The organism is Massilia sp. LMS1-1-1.1 (genome assembly GCF_040815535.1).
GTDB lineage: Bacteria > Pseudomonadota > Gammaproteobacteria > Burkholderiales > Burkholderiaceae_D > Janthinobacterium > Janthinobacterium aestuarii.
In genome coordinates this window covers 466,326-480,288 of sequence record NZ_JBFPNG010000001.1, presented here as the reverse complement: position 1 = coordinate 480,288, position 13,963 = coordinate 466,326, and the positions used below count along the sequence as shown (strand labels likewise).

Sequence of the window (13,963 nt, the reverse complement as noted above, 5' to 3'; positions counted from 1 at the left end):
CGGCGTTTTGCATTGACTATCCAGGGTGGCGTCTACGCCGCTCCCTGCAGGGCCTCGTTGTTCAGCCAGGTACCCAGCGCCGTGGCCGTCATCGGGCGGGCGAACAGAAAGCCTTGCGCCATCGGGCAGCCCAGCGCCTGCAAGATTTGCGCTTGCCGCTCGTCTTCCACGCCTTCCGCGATCACGGCCAGGCCCAGGTTGCGGCCCAGCTGGATGACCATCTCGGCGATGCTGCTGCCGCGCGCCGAACCGGTGATTTCCGTCACAAACGCGCGGTCGATTTTCAGACGGTCCACCTGCAGCCGCTGCAAATAGGACAGCGAGGAAAAACCCGTGCCGAAGTCGTCGATGGCGATGCTCACGCCCGTCTGCTTGATCTGCCACAGCATCTTGATCAGCAGATCCGGCTCTTCCATGGCCATCGATTCCGTGATTTCCAGCTCGATGAATTCGGGCGGCGCCTGTGTCTCTTCCAGCGCCGCGCGCAGCATGTCCAAAAATAGCGGATGGCGGAACTGCACCTGCGACACGTTGATGGACATGACGAAGTTGCGGTGGCCCTGTTCGCGCAGCAGCACCAGTTCGCGGCAGGCCGTGCGCAGCACCCATTCGCCCAAGTCGATGATGATGCCCGAGTATTCGGCAATCGGGATGAAGCGGTCGGGCGAGATGAACTTGCCGTCCGGCGTCTGCCAGCGCAGCAGCGCTTCCGCGCCCACGGGGCGGCGCGTCGTCAGGTCGATCTGCGGCTGGTACACGACAAACAGCTGGTCCTGGCTGAAAGCCGTGCGCAGCGCGTGCATCATGCGCACCCTTTCGCGGATTTCGATGCCCATGCTGCGCGAAAAATAGAAGTGGCCGGCGCGCTGCTGGCTTTTCGCCCGCTTCAGGGCGATATCGGCATCTTTGAGCGCATCGGCGCCCGTGCCCGCATGTTCACCGAGCCGCACCAGGCCCAGGGTAGCGGACAGCTGCACGTCCTGGCCGTCAATGCAGAACGGCGGCTGGAACAGGGCGAGGATCTTGTTTGGGTTGACTTGCGACGAGTCGCCCAGCACGCAAAAGATGTCGCCGCCCAGGCGCGCCACCGTCAGCTGGGGACCCAGCTGGGTTTGCAGCCGGCCCGCCACGGCGATCAGCAAGGTGTCGCCGAACTGGTGGCCCAGCGCGTCGTTGGTCTCGGCAAAATGGTCGAGATCGACCAGCGACAAGGTGGCGTCGTCGCGCGCGGGGCCGGCCAGAGTGGCGTCGAGGATTTCCACCAGGCGCGTGCGGTTGGGCAGCTTCGACAACTGGTCGTAAAAGGCGGCATTATGCAGGTGCGATACCAGCTCGACATTGTCCAGGCCCACGGCGACGTTGCTGCAGAATACTTCGAGCAGGCTTTCATCGATGGCCGACAAGGGGCGCGGCAGTACCAGGTAGGCGGCCGCATCGCGGCTGGCCTTGCCCGCGAAGTACAGGGTGGCGTAGTCGTGCGCGTACACATTGCGCCGCTGCGCCAGCGTGTGCTCGATGGCGGCCATCACGCGGGGGTTTTGCAAGCCGCACAGGGCGCTGTGCGGCAGGCTGGAAAAGCTGCCCGTGCAGGCCGAGACGAGCAGCTCCTTGCTGCCGTTGTCCTGCAAATCCTGTACGCACAGCACGCCGTCGGCGCGGATGCCCAGCAGGTCGGCGATCTGCGCCAGCACGCCGGCCGAGAAATTCTGCACGCCGTGCAGCGCCATCAGCTGCGTGCTGGCGTGGACGATACGGTCCAGGCCGCGCCGGCTGCTGTTGATCGAACGGATCTGCTCGTACGAGCGGATGGCCGCAGTCACCGTCGTAAACAGCTTGATGCGCGTCAGTTCGGACTTGGTCTTGTAGTCATTGATATCGAAATCGCGGATGGCATCGATTTCCGGCGCATAACCGGGCTGGCCCGTGCGCAGGATGATGCGCACATCCGTCATTTTCAGGGTTTCGCGGATGTAGCGCACCAGGTGCAGGCCCGCGTCATCCTGTTCCATCACCACGTCGAGCAGGATGACGGCGATGTCGTCTTCATGCCTGAGCAGTTCGCGCGCCTGACCGGCCGAATATGCATGCACGAATTCCAGCGGGCGGTGCTGCATTTCCAGGTTGCCGAGGGCGAAAGTGGTGGTGGAGTGGACGTCTTCATCGTCGTCGATGATCATCACCCGCCAGACGCTGCGCGGTGCGGCCGTCAGGGGCGCAGCCGGTTGCTCATCGAGGAATACCAGGTCGTCGTGATCGTCCTTGTTGGCGTCAAGGGGGATGATCGGTGCGGGCATGTATAGCTTCTCCAGGATGACTCGATATTTTTTACGAGCGCGTCGCAAAAGCCCATGGCGTTGTTGCGTTGCCTTGCCGTACTTGCGTACTGTCTTCGGCAACGACGCCTAGCCCTGGGCATTTTGTGACGAGCTCTCGGCGCAGCCCTCAACCAGTATTTTGTGGCGCGCTTTGATCCAAGTATATAGCTATTTAATAAGCAAAATGTTTTTTTAAATCTATTCTGTGGGGCAATATTTCTTGTTTTGCATTATTGCAACTCATATTTGGTGTTTTTGTGTGAAAAAATACACGGGATGTAAAAATGGCGATTTGGGCGGGGGAATATCGGGCCTCGGTGTGGCATTAGCGGCATGGCATGCCCCCCAGGCTGGTAGAATTGAGTTTTCCAGTCCTCACACTTCCTACTATGTCCGGCAATTCTTTTGGCAAGCTGTTTACTGTTACCACTTTCGGCGAATCGCATGGTCCGGCCATCGGCTGCGTGATCGATGGATGTCCGCCGGGATTGATCCTGTCGGAAGCCGATATCCAGCCCGAGCTGGACCGCCGCAAGCCGGGCACGTCGCGCCACGTGACGCAGCGCCAGGAATCCGATACGGTCGAGATCCTCTCCGGCGTGTACCAGGGCGTGACGACGGGTACGCCCATCGCGCTGCTGATCCGCAATGAAGACCAGCGCAGCAAGGATTACGGCAATATCGCGGAAAGCTTCCGCCCCGGCCACGCCGACTATACGTACTGGCACAAATACGGCGTGCGCGATCCGCGCGGCGGCGGGCGCTCGTCGGCGCGCCTGACGGCGCCCGTGGTGGGCGCGGCGGCGATTGCCAAGAAATGGCTGCTGCAGCAGTACGGCACCACGTTCAAGGGTTGCATGAGCCAGCTGGGCGACATTCCCGTGCCATTCCAGTCGTGGGAACACGTGCATGCGAATCCGTTCTTTGCCGCCAGCGGCGACGCGGACCTGATCGCGCGCATGGAAGAGGCGATGGACCAGCTGCGCCGCGACGGCGATTCCATCGGCGCACGCATCGACGTGATCGCGCAAAACGTGCCGGTCGGCCTGGGTCAGCCCATCTACGACAAGCTCGACGCCGACATTGCCTATGCCATGATGGGCATCAATGCCGTCAAGGGTGTGGAAATCGGCGCCGGTTTCGATTCGGTGGCGCAAAAGGGTTCCGAGCACGGCGACGAACTGACGCCGGAAGGTTTTATCGGCAATAACGCGGGCGGCGTCCTGGGCGGCATTTCGACGGGGCAGGATATCAGCGTGTCGATCGCCATCAAGCCGACCTCGTCGATCCGCACGCCGCGCCGCTCGATCGATAAAGAAGGCAATCCCGTGATGGTCGAAACATTCGGCCGCCACGACCCCTGCGTGGGCATCCGCGCCACGCCGATCGCCGAAGCCATGCTGGCGCTGGTGCTGATCGACCACGCCCTGATGCACCGCGCGCAATGCGGCGATGTGTCGGTGAGTACGCCGAAGTTGAAGTAAGTTTTAGCCCGCGGCGGAAGGGCAGGGGTCAGACCCGGCGGGTCTGACCCCAGATTTTGCATTTGTGGTGAAAGCTGCCAGTGTCACGCCACCTTATTCGCCACCAATTCCAATTGGTGCCGCATCTCCACCGACTGCACCAGTAACGCCCGGATATCGTTGATCAGGTTGAATTCCGTCTGGTTCAATTGGATCGGCGGGAAGCTGTCGTCCCAGTCGCCATATAAAAATCCCGTGGGGTGGCCGTTGGCCGACAGGGGCAGCACGACGAAGCTGCGCGCTTCCGACAAGGTCGCTTTCCACCATTGCGGCAGCTTGGCGGCAAATTTCGGGTCGCGCGCATTGTCGATGAAGATCACGCGGTCGCTATTGAGAGCCGCGTGGAAGACGTTCGGTTCATACGCGTCGCCAAACACCATCAAATCCTGCAAGTCGGCCATGCCTTCGCCCATGCTGATGCGCGCCGAATACAGATGATCCCTGTGGTTGCGCACGAACGCCACCGAGCGCGAAAAATCGAAGCCCTGGTGCAGCGTTTCGAGCGCCATCGAGACCATTTGCCCCGGGCTGGCGCTGCCGATGGCGCTGCGCAGGTCGGCCAGGCCGCCGATCAATACGCGGTTGCCTTCGGCGCGCATGCGCGTCGACGCCAGCTGGCGCGCGCGCCGTTCGGCCGGTTTCGACAGGGGCGCGATCGACAGGTCGGCCGCCGCCATCGCCTTGGCCTTGTCCACGGCCACCACCAGGTCGGTCGCCGTGATGCCCAGTGTGCCCGCATAATCGTCGATCAGCGCATGCACTTGCGCCGCGCCGGCCGCGTCGTCATGCCACAGCGAGTCGGCGCAGCGCGCCGCCATCGTCGACAGGCCCGCCATCCAGTCGGCGCCGCTGACGGGAGAGTTGTCCGGCGACGGGTCCATCGGACGCATGCCGTTGATCAGGTGCTGCGGCAAGCCCCAGTGGGCGGCCGTGGCATAGCCCACTTCGGGCAGCGACAGGCCGAGGATTTCGCGCGCGGCGGCCGCCTCGTTGCCGGGACCCGCATGCGCCTGCATGCGCGCCCAGAAGTCGGTCATGTAGAACGTCACCATCATGCGGCCCAGGGTGTGCAGCATCGAGCAGACGACGGCCTGCTCCGCCTGCAGGCTGCCGGCGCTGGTGGCCACCTGCTGCGCCACCATCCCGGCCAGCACGGCCTTTTCCATTTCCACATGGGCGCTGACGGAATCGGGCGACGCCTGCGACAGCTCCTCGATCAGCTTCAGGCCCAGCGCCAGGTGGCCGATGGCGTCGATGCCCAGCACCAGCACGGCCTTCGAGACCGTGTTGACCCGCTGGCCGAAGGCCGAATACATGCCGCTGTTGGCCAGCCTGAGCACCTTGTGCGTGAGGACAGGGTCGGACAACACCGTTTGCGTGATGTCGAATTCGTGGTCATCCTCGCCGCGCATGGCACCGAGGATGGCGCTGATGGCTTTCGCGAAGCCGGGCATGTCGCCCTGCTGGCGCGTGCGCGCCCACAGCAGGTCCAGGGTGTTTTTGCCCAGCTGTGTCGGTACCGTGAAATGACCTGGATTCATTGCACCCCTCCGCGCGGTTCATTGGCAGACGGCACAGGCACCAGCGCCGCATAGGTTTTGTCGCCCAAGGCCGATAGCGCGGCATGGGCCGGCATCGGTTTGCCCGTCAGGTAGCCTTGCACGTACTGGCAGCCGCGCGATTCGATGAAATGCATTTGCTCTTCGGTTTCCACGCCTTCGGCCACCACGGACAGGTTCAAATGCTTGGCCAGGTCGAGAATGGTGTTGCAGATGGCCGCATCCTTGCTCGATTCGGGCAAGTCCTTGATGAAGGTGCGGTCGATCTTCAGCACGGAAATGGGGAAGCGTTTCAGATACGCGAGCGAAGAGTAGCCGGTGCCGAAATCGTCGATGGCGATGCGCGCGCGGCGCTCCGTCATCTTGACGAGGATGGTTTCCGCATGCACGGGGTCGATCATCAAGGTGCCTTCCGTGATTTCCAGCACCAGGTGTTCGCCCGAGAGTCCCGAAAACGCGATGGCGTCATCGAGCACGTCGAGGAATTTGTCGTTGCGGAACTGGCGCGGGCTGATGTTGACGGAGATGTACAGCGGCCGCTTGGCCACTTCCTGGAACTGCTTGAGCTGCACGCATGCCGCCTTCAGCGCCCAGGCACCGAGCAGATTGATCAAGCCATTGGCTTCGGCAATCGGGATGAAGCGCACGGGCGGCACCAGGCCCAGGGTCGGGTGCTTCCAGCGCATCAGGGTTTCGAAACCCTGGATTTGCCGCGTGTGCGCATCGACGATGGGCTGATAAAAGAGCAGGAATTCGCCTTCGCGCACGGCGTGAAACATGGCCGCTTCCAGCGAGATGTCATGTTCCGACGGACCGTTCAGGCGCGGGCTGTAGACCAGGCAGCGGGCCTTGCCCGTTTCCTTGGCGCGCGACATGGCCGCATCGGCCAGCGCCACCAGGCGCACTTCATCTTCCGCATGCAGCGGGTAGATCGACACGCCCACGGACGCGCCCACGTAGATCGTATGGCCGTCCACTTCGAATGGGGCCTGCAGGGTGGCCAGCAGGCGGCCCGTCACCAGTTTGATTTGCGCGTCGGTGGCGCTGCCGGGCAGCACGGCGACGAATTCATCGCCGCCCACGCGCGCCAGGGTGTCGCTGTCGCGCAAGGTCTTGCGCAGGCGCGCGGCGGCCAGGCGCAGCACGGCGTCGCCGACGGGGTGGCCCAGGCCATCGTTGACCTTTTTAAAGCCATCGAGGCCGATGGTGGCGACGGAAAAACCCTGGCCCGAACGGGCCGCCTGGGCGATCACCATGCGGATGCGGTCCGACAGCAGCAAGCGGTTCGGCAAGCCCGTGAGCGCATCGTGCGTGGCCATGTGGCGCAGCCGTTCTTCCGTATTATGCTGGGCCGACGTGTCGCGCCCGACCACCAGCAATTCGGCCACGCCGGCCGCGTTCATATAAGAAGACAGGCGCAGCTCGAACCAGATTTCCTGGTCCGGCGTTTGCAGGCGCACTTCGAGGCGGCCCGGTTCTTCCAGCGCGTCTTCCAGCGCCGCCTGCAGCGCCGCGCGCGACGCTTCGGTGGCCAGCGGCAGCAGCAAGTGGCCGGTCATGCCCGATGGTGCGCCAAACAGGGTGGCCGCGCGCTTGCTGGCGAACAGGATCAGGCCGTCCGTATCGAGCCGGAACACGACGTCGCCTGCCTCTTCCATGAGGTTGTCCAACTCGTGGCGGGCCTCGCGGTGGGCGGCGGATGGGGTACTGGAAAACATCGTGCTGGCTTTTACCTTTTTATTATCAGTGCCGGCGCTCGCTGCAGGGCAGGGCGCCAACGGAAAGAGTGCGTCGTGCGTGACGCGCGCCATAGGGGCCGAAAGGCGGCTATCGGAACGCGATCCACACGAAATGTATCATTGAAAAGCACCCGATTACATGAAATAGAGCAACATTGCTTCAGGTTTTGTAAATATTCCTGCCTTCCATGAAAAAAATCATGCTGTGCGACCCACACAGTCATTTTCATTCCGCATGGAAACATTTATCTGCGCTTGCTTCCACTGGCGCGCTTGCCCCGCCATGCGCTTTACGCTAGTCTGGCTGGCAGACGGTGTTGACGGTGCGTCCGCGGCAGGCAAGGGCGCCATGATAACAAATCGCGGGAGACCCCCATGAATGCTTTTGACACGCATGAAGTTTTCAACCAGGCCACGCCGTTTGAAAACGTCAATCTGTTCGCCTGCGACCCGGCGCTGATCGAAGCGCTGCTGCGCGAGGGCGGCGGCGCGGCGCTGAAGGAGCTCGACGCGCTGGGCGAGAAGCTGGGCCGCGCCGAAACCTATGCGCTGGCGCGCCAGGCCAATATCCACACGCCCGAGTTGCAGCAGTTCGACCGCGCCGGGCGCCGCATCGATGAAGTGCTGTTCCATCCGGCCTGGCATGAACTGATGGCCATCCTCGTGGGCGCTGGCGCGCATGCTTCGCCGTGGGCCACGCCCGGTCCCGGCGCCCAGGTGGCGCGCGCGGCCGCCTATCTATTAGTGGGGCAGGTGGAAAACGGCACGCAGTGTCCCGTAACGATGACGTATGCCTCGGTGCCGGCCTTGCGCCAGGCGCTGGATCTGCCGCAGATCGCGCAGCGCTGGCTGCCGAAAATCCTCTCGCGCGACTACGATCCACGCTCCCTGCCCGTGGAGCAGAAGCGGGGCGCACTGGTCGGCATGGGCATGACGGAAAAGCAGGGCGGCTCGGACGTGCGCAGCAATACCACGCGCGCCGTGCCCGTGCCGCTGGCCGAGGCGCAAGCCCTGTTCGGCGGCGAGGCTGATGGCGCCTGGCGCATCGTCGGCCACAAATGGTTTTTTTCGGCGCCCCAGTGCGACGCCCATTTGATCCTGGCGCAGGCGGACGAGGGCGGATTGTCGTGCTTCTTTTTGCCCCGCTACCTGCCCGATGGCAGCCGCAATGCCATCCGCGTGCAGCGCCTGAAAGATAAATTGGGCAACCGCTCGAATGCCTCGTCGGAAGTGGAATTTACCAACGCCTACGGCTGGCTCGTGGGGCAGCCGGGGCGGGGCATACCCACGATTCTGGAAATGGCCAGCCACACGCGCCTCGATTGCGTGCTGGGCAGCACCGGCATCATGCGCGCCGCCTTGACGCAGGCGCTGCACCATGCGCGCCAGCGGGCCGTGTTCGGCAAGCCGCTGGCCGAGCAGCCGCTGATGCAAAACGTGCTGGCCGATCTGGCGCTCGAATCGGAAGCGGCCACGGCCTTTGCGCTGCGCCTGGCCCGCTGTTTCGATGAAAAGGACGACCCGCGGCAAGCGATGCTGGCGCGCGTGCTCACGCCGGCCGGCAAATACTGGATCTGCAAGCGCGGTCCCGGCTTCGGCTTCGAGGCCATGGAGGTGCTGGGCGGCACCGGCTATGTGGAAGACGCGCCGCTGGCGCGCCTGTACCGCGAATTGCCCGTCAACTCGATATGGGAAGGCTCGGGCAACGTCATGTGCCTCGACGTCTTGCGCGCCTTTGGCAAATCGCCGGCCGCGCGCGACGCCCTGGCGGCCGAGCTGGCGCTGGCCGGCAATGATGACGCCGCCTTTGTTGCCTGCCGCGCGCGGCTGCTGGGCGACCTGGACGGGCCGCAGACGGATGAATTTGGCGCCCGGCAATTGTCCGAACGCATCGTGCTGGCCGTGCAGGCGGCCTTGCTGCTGCGCCATGCGCCACCGTTTGTCGCGCAAGCATTCCTGCAATCGCGGCTGGTGCAGGCGCCGGGCGGGGCGTATGGCCGCTTGCCCGCCGGCACCGATTGTGCGGTCATCCTGGCGCGCGCGCTGCGCGAGTATTGATTTCAATAAATCCGATTATTTCGAAAATTCCGGCCACAGGCGGGCTGCGGGCTGGGATAATGCCGCAATCCATCATTTTATCGATACACAGCGCGCTTGCGGCCCGGGCTCGCCGCCGCGCCAGACAGTAGAGAAAGAAAAACAATATGAAACAAGACCCACGCTTCCCGAATTTGTTCATTACCGATCACCCTTTGATCCAGCACAAACTGAGCCACATGCGCGAGCACGACACGTCGACGCGCACCTTCCGCGAATTGCTCAAGGAAATCACTTTGCTGATGGGCTATGAAATCACGCGCGACCTGCCGCTGACCACGCGCGAAATCAAGACCCCGCTCGTCACCATCGACGCGCCTGTTATCGCTGGCAAGAAACTGGCCATCGTGCCCATCCTGCGCGCCGGCATCGGCATGAGCGACGGCTTGCTGAACCTGGTGCCATCGGCGCGCGTCGGCCACATCGGCGTGTACCGCGACCCGGCCACGCATATGCCCGTGGAATACCTGGTGCGCCTGCCGGACCTGAGCGAGCGTACCTTCATCCTGTGCGACCCGATGGTAGCGACCGGCAATTCGGCCGTGTATGCCGTCGACGTGCTGAAAAAACGCGGCGTGACGGACGAGCAGATCATCTTCCTGGCCCTGGTGGCCGCACCGGAAGGCGTGACCGTGTTCCAGAACGCGCATCCGAACGTCAAGATGTTCTGCGCCGCGCTCGATTCGCACCTGGATGACCACGCTTACATCGTGCCGGGCCTGGGCGACGCCGGCGACCGTATCTTCGGCACCAAATAAGCCGCGTTCAGGCGAGTATTGCGATGGCAACCTTGATCGACCCGGACTTTCGCGCGCGTTTGCGCGCCCTGAATGAAAAATATGCGGCTGGCGTGCCGGCGTTGTTGCAAGCGATCACGCAGGCAAGCAGCCGCTGCGACAGCGACGGTCCCCGTTTGGAACCGTTGACGGAGCTGCACCGCGCGCTGCACGCGGTGGCCGGCTCGGCCGCCACCTTCGGCTTTGCCGCGCTGGGCCAGGAATGCCGGCGCATCGAACAGCTGGTGCGCGCCATGCTCAATGCCCCCGCGCAAGCGGCGGTGGAGTGGCCTGTCGTGCGGGCGCAAGTGACGGCGTTACTTGACTGGGCGGGACGCGATGCGGCCGCCACCCATTTCACCGCGTGAGCGACAGCACTATAGAGATGTGGTTGCAATGATTCATTTGATACAACGCAAAGCACCCGCGTCGAAGATTAGGATATAGTGTGTCCATGCCGCTGCTACAGGGCGCCGCAAGACGGGGATTTGGCTATTAAAGTAGTGTTCGTAAGTTTATTTTGCGAAAGAATGGTTTTTCTCAGTTTTGTTGGTATAATTGGGCATCGTTGGATTCGAGGTAGTAGTGCAGTTTGTCTGTCATTTCTTTCTTGCTTCAAACGATATAACGGGCGCAAGCCCAACTTAACTGAAATAGGAAATTGTAATGGCAACTGGCATCGTAAAATGGTTCAATGATTCGAAGGGTTTCGGCTTTATTACCCCTGACGAAGGCGGCGAAGATCTGTTCGCTCACTTCTCGGCTATCCAGTCGAACGGCTTCAAGTCCCTGCAAGAGAACCAACGCGTTTCTTTTGAAGTGACCGCTGGCCCTAAAGGCAAGCAAGCTTCGAACATTCAGCCAATCTAATACGCTGGATCAAACGAAATAAAGAAATCCTCGGTCTCCGAGGATTTTTTTTCGCCTGAATTTCCGTGAAGTAGCGGTTTTGCTGGGGCTGCGCGCTTTTTCGGCGTACTTTGCGTCATCAGGTAGGTCGGCTTAGCGCTTGCGCGTAAGCCGACAACGGTGGTGTTGGCAGATGTATGGGCTGGTGTCGGATTACGCTACGCTAATCCGACCTACGCCGACCCGCGCCGACTTGCACCAGCCTGCGTCAAACTACGCTCTACCGGTCCGGCCGGCAGTGGCTAGATTGCACGTTCGCGCCAGTAGTCGGGTTGCGAATAACTGTGCCTTAAAAAATCCACAAACGCCCGTATGCGCAGCGGCAAGTGGCGGCGCTGGGCGAACACGGCGTAAATGTCATTGCCCGGGGCGGCGAACTGGTCCAGCACCGTCACCAGCTGGCCCGAGGCGATCTCGGCGCCCACTTCCCACATCGAGCGCCACGCCAGGCCCTTGCCCGCCAAGGCCCAGTCGTGCAGCACTTCGCCATCGTTGCAGACCATATTGCCCGCTACTTTTAAAATCACGTTCTTGCCGTTTTCGCGGAAGGTCCAGCCCCGCTGGCTGCCTTCGCTGCTGATCGCCAGGCAATTGTGCTTGGCCAGGTCGGCCGGGATACGGGGCGTGCCCGCCCGTTTCAGGTAGGCGGGCGAGCCTACGAGCACGCGCTGGTTGTCCGCCAGCTTGGTGCTCACGAGCGAGGAATCGGACAGGCTGGCGATGCGGATGGCCACGTCGATGCCTTCTCCGATCAGGTCGACGAGGCGGTCGTTCAGGTTCAGCGACACCGTCACGTCGCGGTGTTCGGCGACAAAAGAGGGAATCAGCGGTGCCACGTGCTGGCGTCCGAAGCCGGCCGGCGCGGAAATGAGCAAATGGCCGCTGGCCTTCACGCTGCGTTCGGCCACGGCCGCTTCCGCCTCTTCCAGTTCGCCCAGGATGCGCTGGCAATCTTCGAGGAAGGCGGCGCCTTCATTCGTCAAGGCCAGCTTGCGTGTCGTACGCTGCAGCAATTTGACGCCCAGGCGCTGCTCCAGCGCATCGAGGCGCCGGCCTATCATGGCCGGTGCGATGCCTTCCGCGCGCGCGGCGGCCGACAGGCTCCCTTTGGCGACCACTTCCACGAACGTCGATATTTGTCTGAACTGTCCCATGCCGTGCTCCCGCGATGCCATCACTTGTGATAAAAACGCATAGATGAAGTGATTTTTAATCTCGTTTCCATGCCTTATAGTGCAATACTATAGAACAAACGCGCCGCTCGGCAGAGTGTTTTTGCGCCTCTGTCCAGCTTGCCCGCGCAGTCGTTCAGCTTATACTTGGATCACCAGATTACCTTTGCTTATATTGACTAAAAACCGGAGAACTTCATGACGCAGAACACGATCGCACTTCCAGAAGGCATGCAAATCACGGGTGACATCCAGCCCGGTTATGAACAGATATTGACGCCGGCCGCGCTGGCGCTGGTGGCCAAGCTGACGCGTGAATTCGAGCCGCGCCGCCAGCAGTTGCTGGCCGTGCGCGTGGAGCGGGCCAAGCGCCTCGACGCGGGCGAGCGTCCTGATTTCTTGCCAGAGACCGCGCACATCCGCGACGGCGACTGGAAGATCGCGCCGATTCCGAAGGCGCTGGAATGCCGCCGTGTGGAAATCACGGGTCCCGTCGAGCGCAAGATGGTCATCAACGCCTTTAACTCGGGCGCGGACAGCTACATGACGGACTTCGAAGACTCAAACACGCCGAACTGGGATAACCAGCTGACGGGCCAGATCAATATGTTCGACGCCGTGCGCAAGACGATTTCGCTCGAGCAAAATGGCAAGTCGTACAAGCTGAACGACAAGATCGCGACCCTCGTCGTGCGTCCACGCGGCTGGCACCTCGATGAAAAGCACGTGCTGGTCGATGGCAAGCGCATTTCCGGCGGCATTTTCGATTTCGCTCTGTTCATGTTCCATAACGCCAAGGAACAGCTGGCGCGCGGTGCCGGTCCGTATTTCTACCTGCCGAAGATGGAATCGCACCTGGAAGCACGCCTGTGGAACGATATCTTCGTCATGACGCAAAACGAATTGGGCTTGCCACAAGGCACGATCAAGGCGACTGTCCTGATCGAAACCATTCTGGCCGCGTTTGAAATGGATGAAATCCTGTACGAACTGAAAGAGCACAGCTCGGGCCTGAACGCGGGCCGCTGGGATTACATCTTCTCGTGCATCAAGAAATTCAAGCTGGACAAGGATTTCTGCCTGGCCGACCGCGCGAAAGTGACCATGACGGCGCCATTCATGCGCGCCTACGCCTTGCTGCTGCTGAAAACCTGCCACAAACGTGGCGCGCCAGCCATCGGCGGCATGGCAGCCTTGATCCCGATCAAGAACGATCCGGAAAAGAACGACATCGCCATGGGCGGCGTGCGCAATGACAAGGCGCGCGATGCCACCGACGGCTACGACGGCGGCTGGGTTGCCCATCCGGGTCTGGTGGAGCTGGCCATGGGCGAGTTCACCAAAGTGCTCGGTGACAAGCCGAACCAGATCGAGAAACAGCGTCCCGACATCGACGTGAAAGCGTCGGATCTGCTGAACTTCCAGCCGGAGGCGCCGATCACGGAAGCGGGCTTGCGTTACAACATCAACGTCGGCATCCACTACCTGGGCAGCTGGCTGGCCGGCAACGGGTGCGTGCCTATCCACAACCTGATGGAAGACGCGGCTACGGCCGAGATCAGCCGCTCGCAAGTGTGGCAGTGGATTCGCTCGAGCAAGGGTGTTCTGGAAGATGGCCGCAAGGTGACGGCCGAGATGGTGCGCGCCATGATTCCGGAAGAGCTGGCCAAGGTGCAGCGCGATGCGCCAGGCGGCAACGGCCCGACCTATGTGCGCGCCGGCCAGATTTTCGAGGAAATGTCGACGTCGGAATCGTTCGCCGAATTCCTGACTTTGCCGCTGTACGAGGAAATCTGATCCTGATCAAATAGATCAATAAAAAATCCCGGCGGTACCTGATGGTATCGCCGGGATTTTTCTTTTTGGAAGCAGA

At 62.0% G+C, this 13,963-nt stretch carries 10 protein-coding genes; 6 read left to right on the top strand and 4 right to left on the bottom strand.

Annotation, left to right across the window (positions count from 1 at the left end; all coding sequences use genetic code 11):
- Positions 1 to 32: 32 nt before the first annotated feature.
- Positions 33 to 2,294 (bottom strand): putative bifunctional diguanylate cyclase/phosphodiesterase, encoded by a 2,262-nt coding sequence (locus MRBLMS1_RS02260; protein WP_456150008.1) that lies wholly within the window; start codon positions 2,292 to 2,294, stop codon positions 33 to 35.
- A 410-nt stretch (positions 2,295 to 2,704) separates the two neighbouring features.
- Here MRBLMS1_RS02260 and aroC point away from each other — a divergent pair, with 410 nt between their 5' ends.
- Positions 2,705 to 3,799, top strand: a complete 1,095-nt coding sequence (gene aroC / locus MRBLMS1_RS02255) for a chorismate synthase (protein WP_046682932.1) — start codon at positions 2,705 to 2,707, stop codon at positions 3,797 to 3,799.
- A gap of 83 nt (positions 3,800 to 3,882) precedes the next feature.
- On the opposite strand, the gene MRBLMS1_RS02250 is transcribed toward aroC, so the two are convergent.
- Both MRBLMS1_RS02250 and MRBLMS1_RS02245 read right to left on the bottom strand, forming a co-directional pair.
- Positions 3,883 to 5,379, bottom strand: coding sequence for an HDOD domain-containing protein (locus tag MRBLMS1_RS02250; protein WP_070302727.1), 1,497 nt, complete (start codon positions 5,377 to 5,379; stop codon positions 3,883 to 3,885).
- Positions 5,376 to 7,115, bottom strand: a complete 1,740-nt coding sequence (locus tag MRBLMS1_RS02245; protein WP_485877535.1) for a putative bifunctional diguanylate cyclase/phosphodiesterase — start codon at positions 7,113 to 7,115, stop codon at positions 5,376 to 5,378. The genes MRBLMS1_RS02250 and MRBLMS1_RS02245 overlap by 4 nt, the downstream gene beginning before the upstream one ends.
- A gap of 396 nt (positions 7,116 to 7,511) precedes the next feature.
- Between MRBLMS1_RS02245 and MRBLMS1_RS02240 the strand changes: the two genes are divergently transcribed.
- The 4 genes from MRBLMS1_RS02240 (at position 7,512) to MRBLMS1_RS02225 (ending at position 10,879) form a co-directional block, all read left to right on the top strand.
- The gene (locus MRBLMS1_RS02240) at positions 7,512 to 9,194 is read left to right on the top strand and encodes an isovaleryl-CoA dehydrogenase (protein WP_485877534.1); all 1,683 of its coding nucleotides are present in this window, start codon (positions 7,512 to 7,514) and stop codon (positions 9,192 to 9,194) included.
- A 146-nt stretch (positions 9,195 to 9,340) separates the two neighbouring features.
- Positions 9,341 to 9,991 (top strand): uracil phosphoribosyltransferase, encoded by a 651-nt coding sequence (gene upp / locus MRBLMS1_RS02235; RefSeq protein WP_034755568.1) that lies wholly within the window; start codon positions 9,341 to 9,343, stop codon positions 9,989 to 9,991.
- A 23-nt stretch (positions 9,992 to 10,014) separates the two neighbouring features.
- Positions 10,015 to 10,377, top strand: a complete 363-nt coding sequence (locus tag MRBLMS1_RS02230; protein WP_485877531.1) for an Hpt domain-containing protein — start codon at positions 10,015 to 10,017, stop codon at positions 10,375 to 10,377.
- A gap of 298 nt (positions 10,378 to 10,675) precedes the next feature.
- Positions 10,676 to 10,879 (top strand): cold-shock protein, encoded by a 204-nt coding sequence (locus MRBLMS1_RS02225; RefSeq protein ID WP_010398811.1) that lies wholly within the window; start codon positions 10,676 to 10,678, stop codon positions 10,877 to 10,879.
- Positions 10,880 to 11,160: 281 nt separating this feature from the next.
- Here MRBLMS1_RS02225 and MRBLMS1_RS02220 read toward each other — a convergent pair whose 3' ends face one another.
- Positions 11,161 to 12,072: a LysR family transcriptional regulator gene (locus tag MRBLMS1_RS02220; protein WP_035819455.1), complete on the bottom strand. Its 912-nt coding sequence runs from the start codon at positions 12,070 to 12,072 to the stop codon at positions 11,161 to 11,163.
- Between the two features lie 216 nt (positions 12,073 to 12,288).
- Between MRBLMS1_RS02220 and aceB the strand changes: the two genes are divergently transcribed.
- Entirely contained in the window at positions 12,289 to 13,887 is a 1,599-nt protein-coding gene (aceB, locus tag MRBLMS1_RS02215) for a malate synthase A (RefSeq protein ID WP_485877529.1), read from the top strand.
- Positions 13,888 to 13,963: the final 76 nt, after the last annotated feature.

Excerpts from the sequence above, each read along its gene's own strand:
- MRBLMS1_RS02260 (WP_456150008.1), bottom strand. The coding sequence starts at position 2,294 with ATGCCCGCACCGATCATCCCCCTTGACGCCAACAAGGACGATCACGAC.
- aroC (WP_046682932.1), top strand. The coding sequence starts at position 2,705 with ATGTCCGGCAATTCTTTTGGCAAGCTGTTTACTGTTACCACTTTCGGC.
- MRBLMS1_RS02250 (WP_070302727.1), bottom strand. The coding sequence starts at position 5,379 with ATGAATCCAGGTCATTTCACGGTACCGACACAGCTGGGCAAAAACACC.
- MRBLMS1_RS02245 (WP_485877535.1), bottom strand. The coding sequence starts at position 7,115 with ATGTTTTCCAGTACCCCATCCGCCGCCCACCGCGAGGCCCGCCACGAG.
- MRBLMS1_RS02240 (WP_485877534.1), top strand. The coding sequence starts at position 7,512 with ATGAATGCTTTTGACACGCATGAAGTTTTCAACCAGGCCACGCCGTTT.
- upp (WP_034755568.1), top strand. The coding sequence starts at position 9,341 with ATGAAACAAGACCCACGCTTCCCGAATTTGTTCATTACCGATCACCCT.
- MRBLMS1_RS02230 (WP_485877531.1), top strand. The coding sequence starts at position 10,015 with ATGGCAACCTTGATCGACCCGGACTTTCGCGCGCGTTTGCGCGCCCTG.
- MRBLMS1_RS02225 (WP_010398811.1), top strand. The coding sequence starts at position 10,676 with ATGGCAACTGGCATCGTAAAATGGTTCAATGATTCGAAGGGTTTCGGC.
- MRBLMS1_RS02220 (WP_035819455.1), bottom strand. The coding sequence starts at position 12,072 with ATGGGACAGTTCAGACAAATATCGACGTTCGTGGAAGTGGTCGCCAAA.
- aceB (WP_485877529.1), top strand. The coding sequence starts at position 12,289 with ATGACGCAGAACACGATCGCACTTCCAGAAGGCATGCAAATCACGGGT.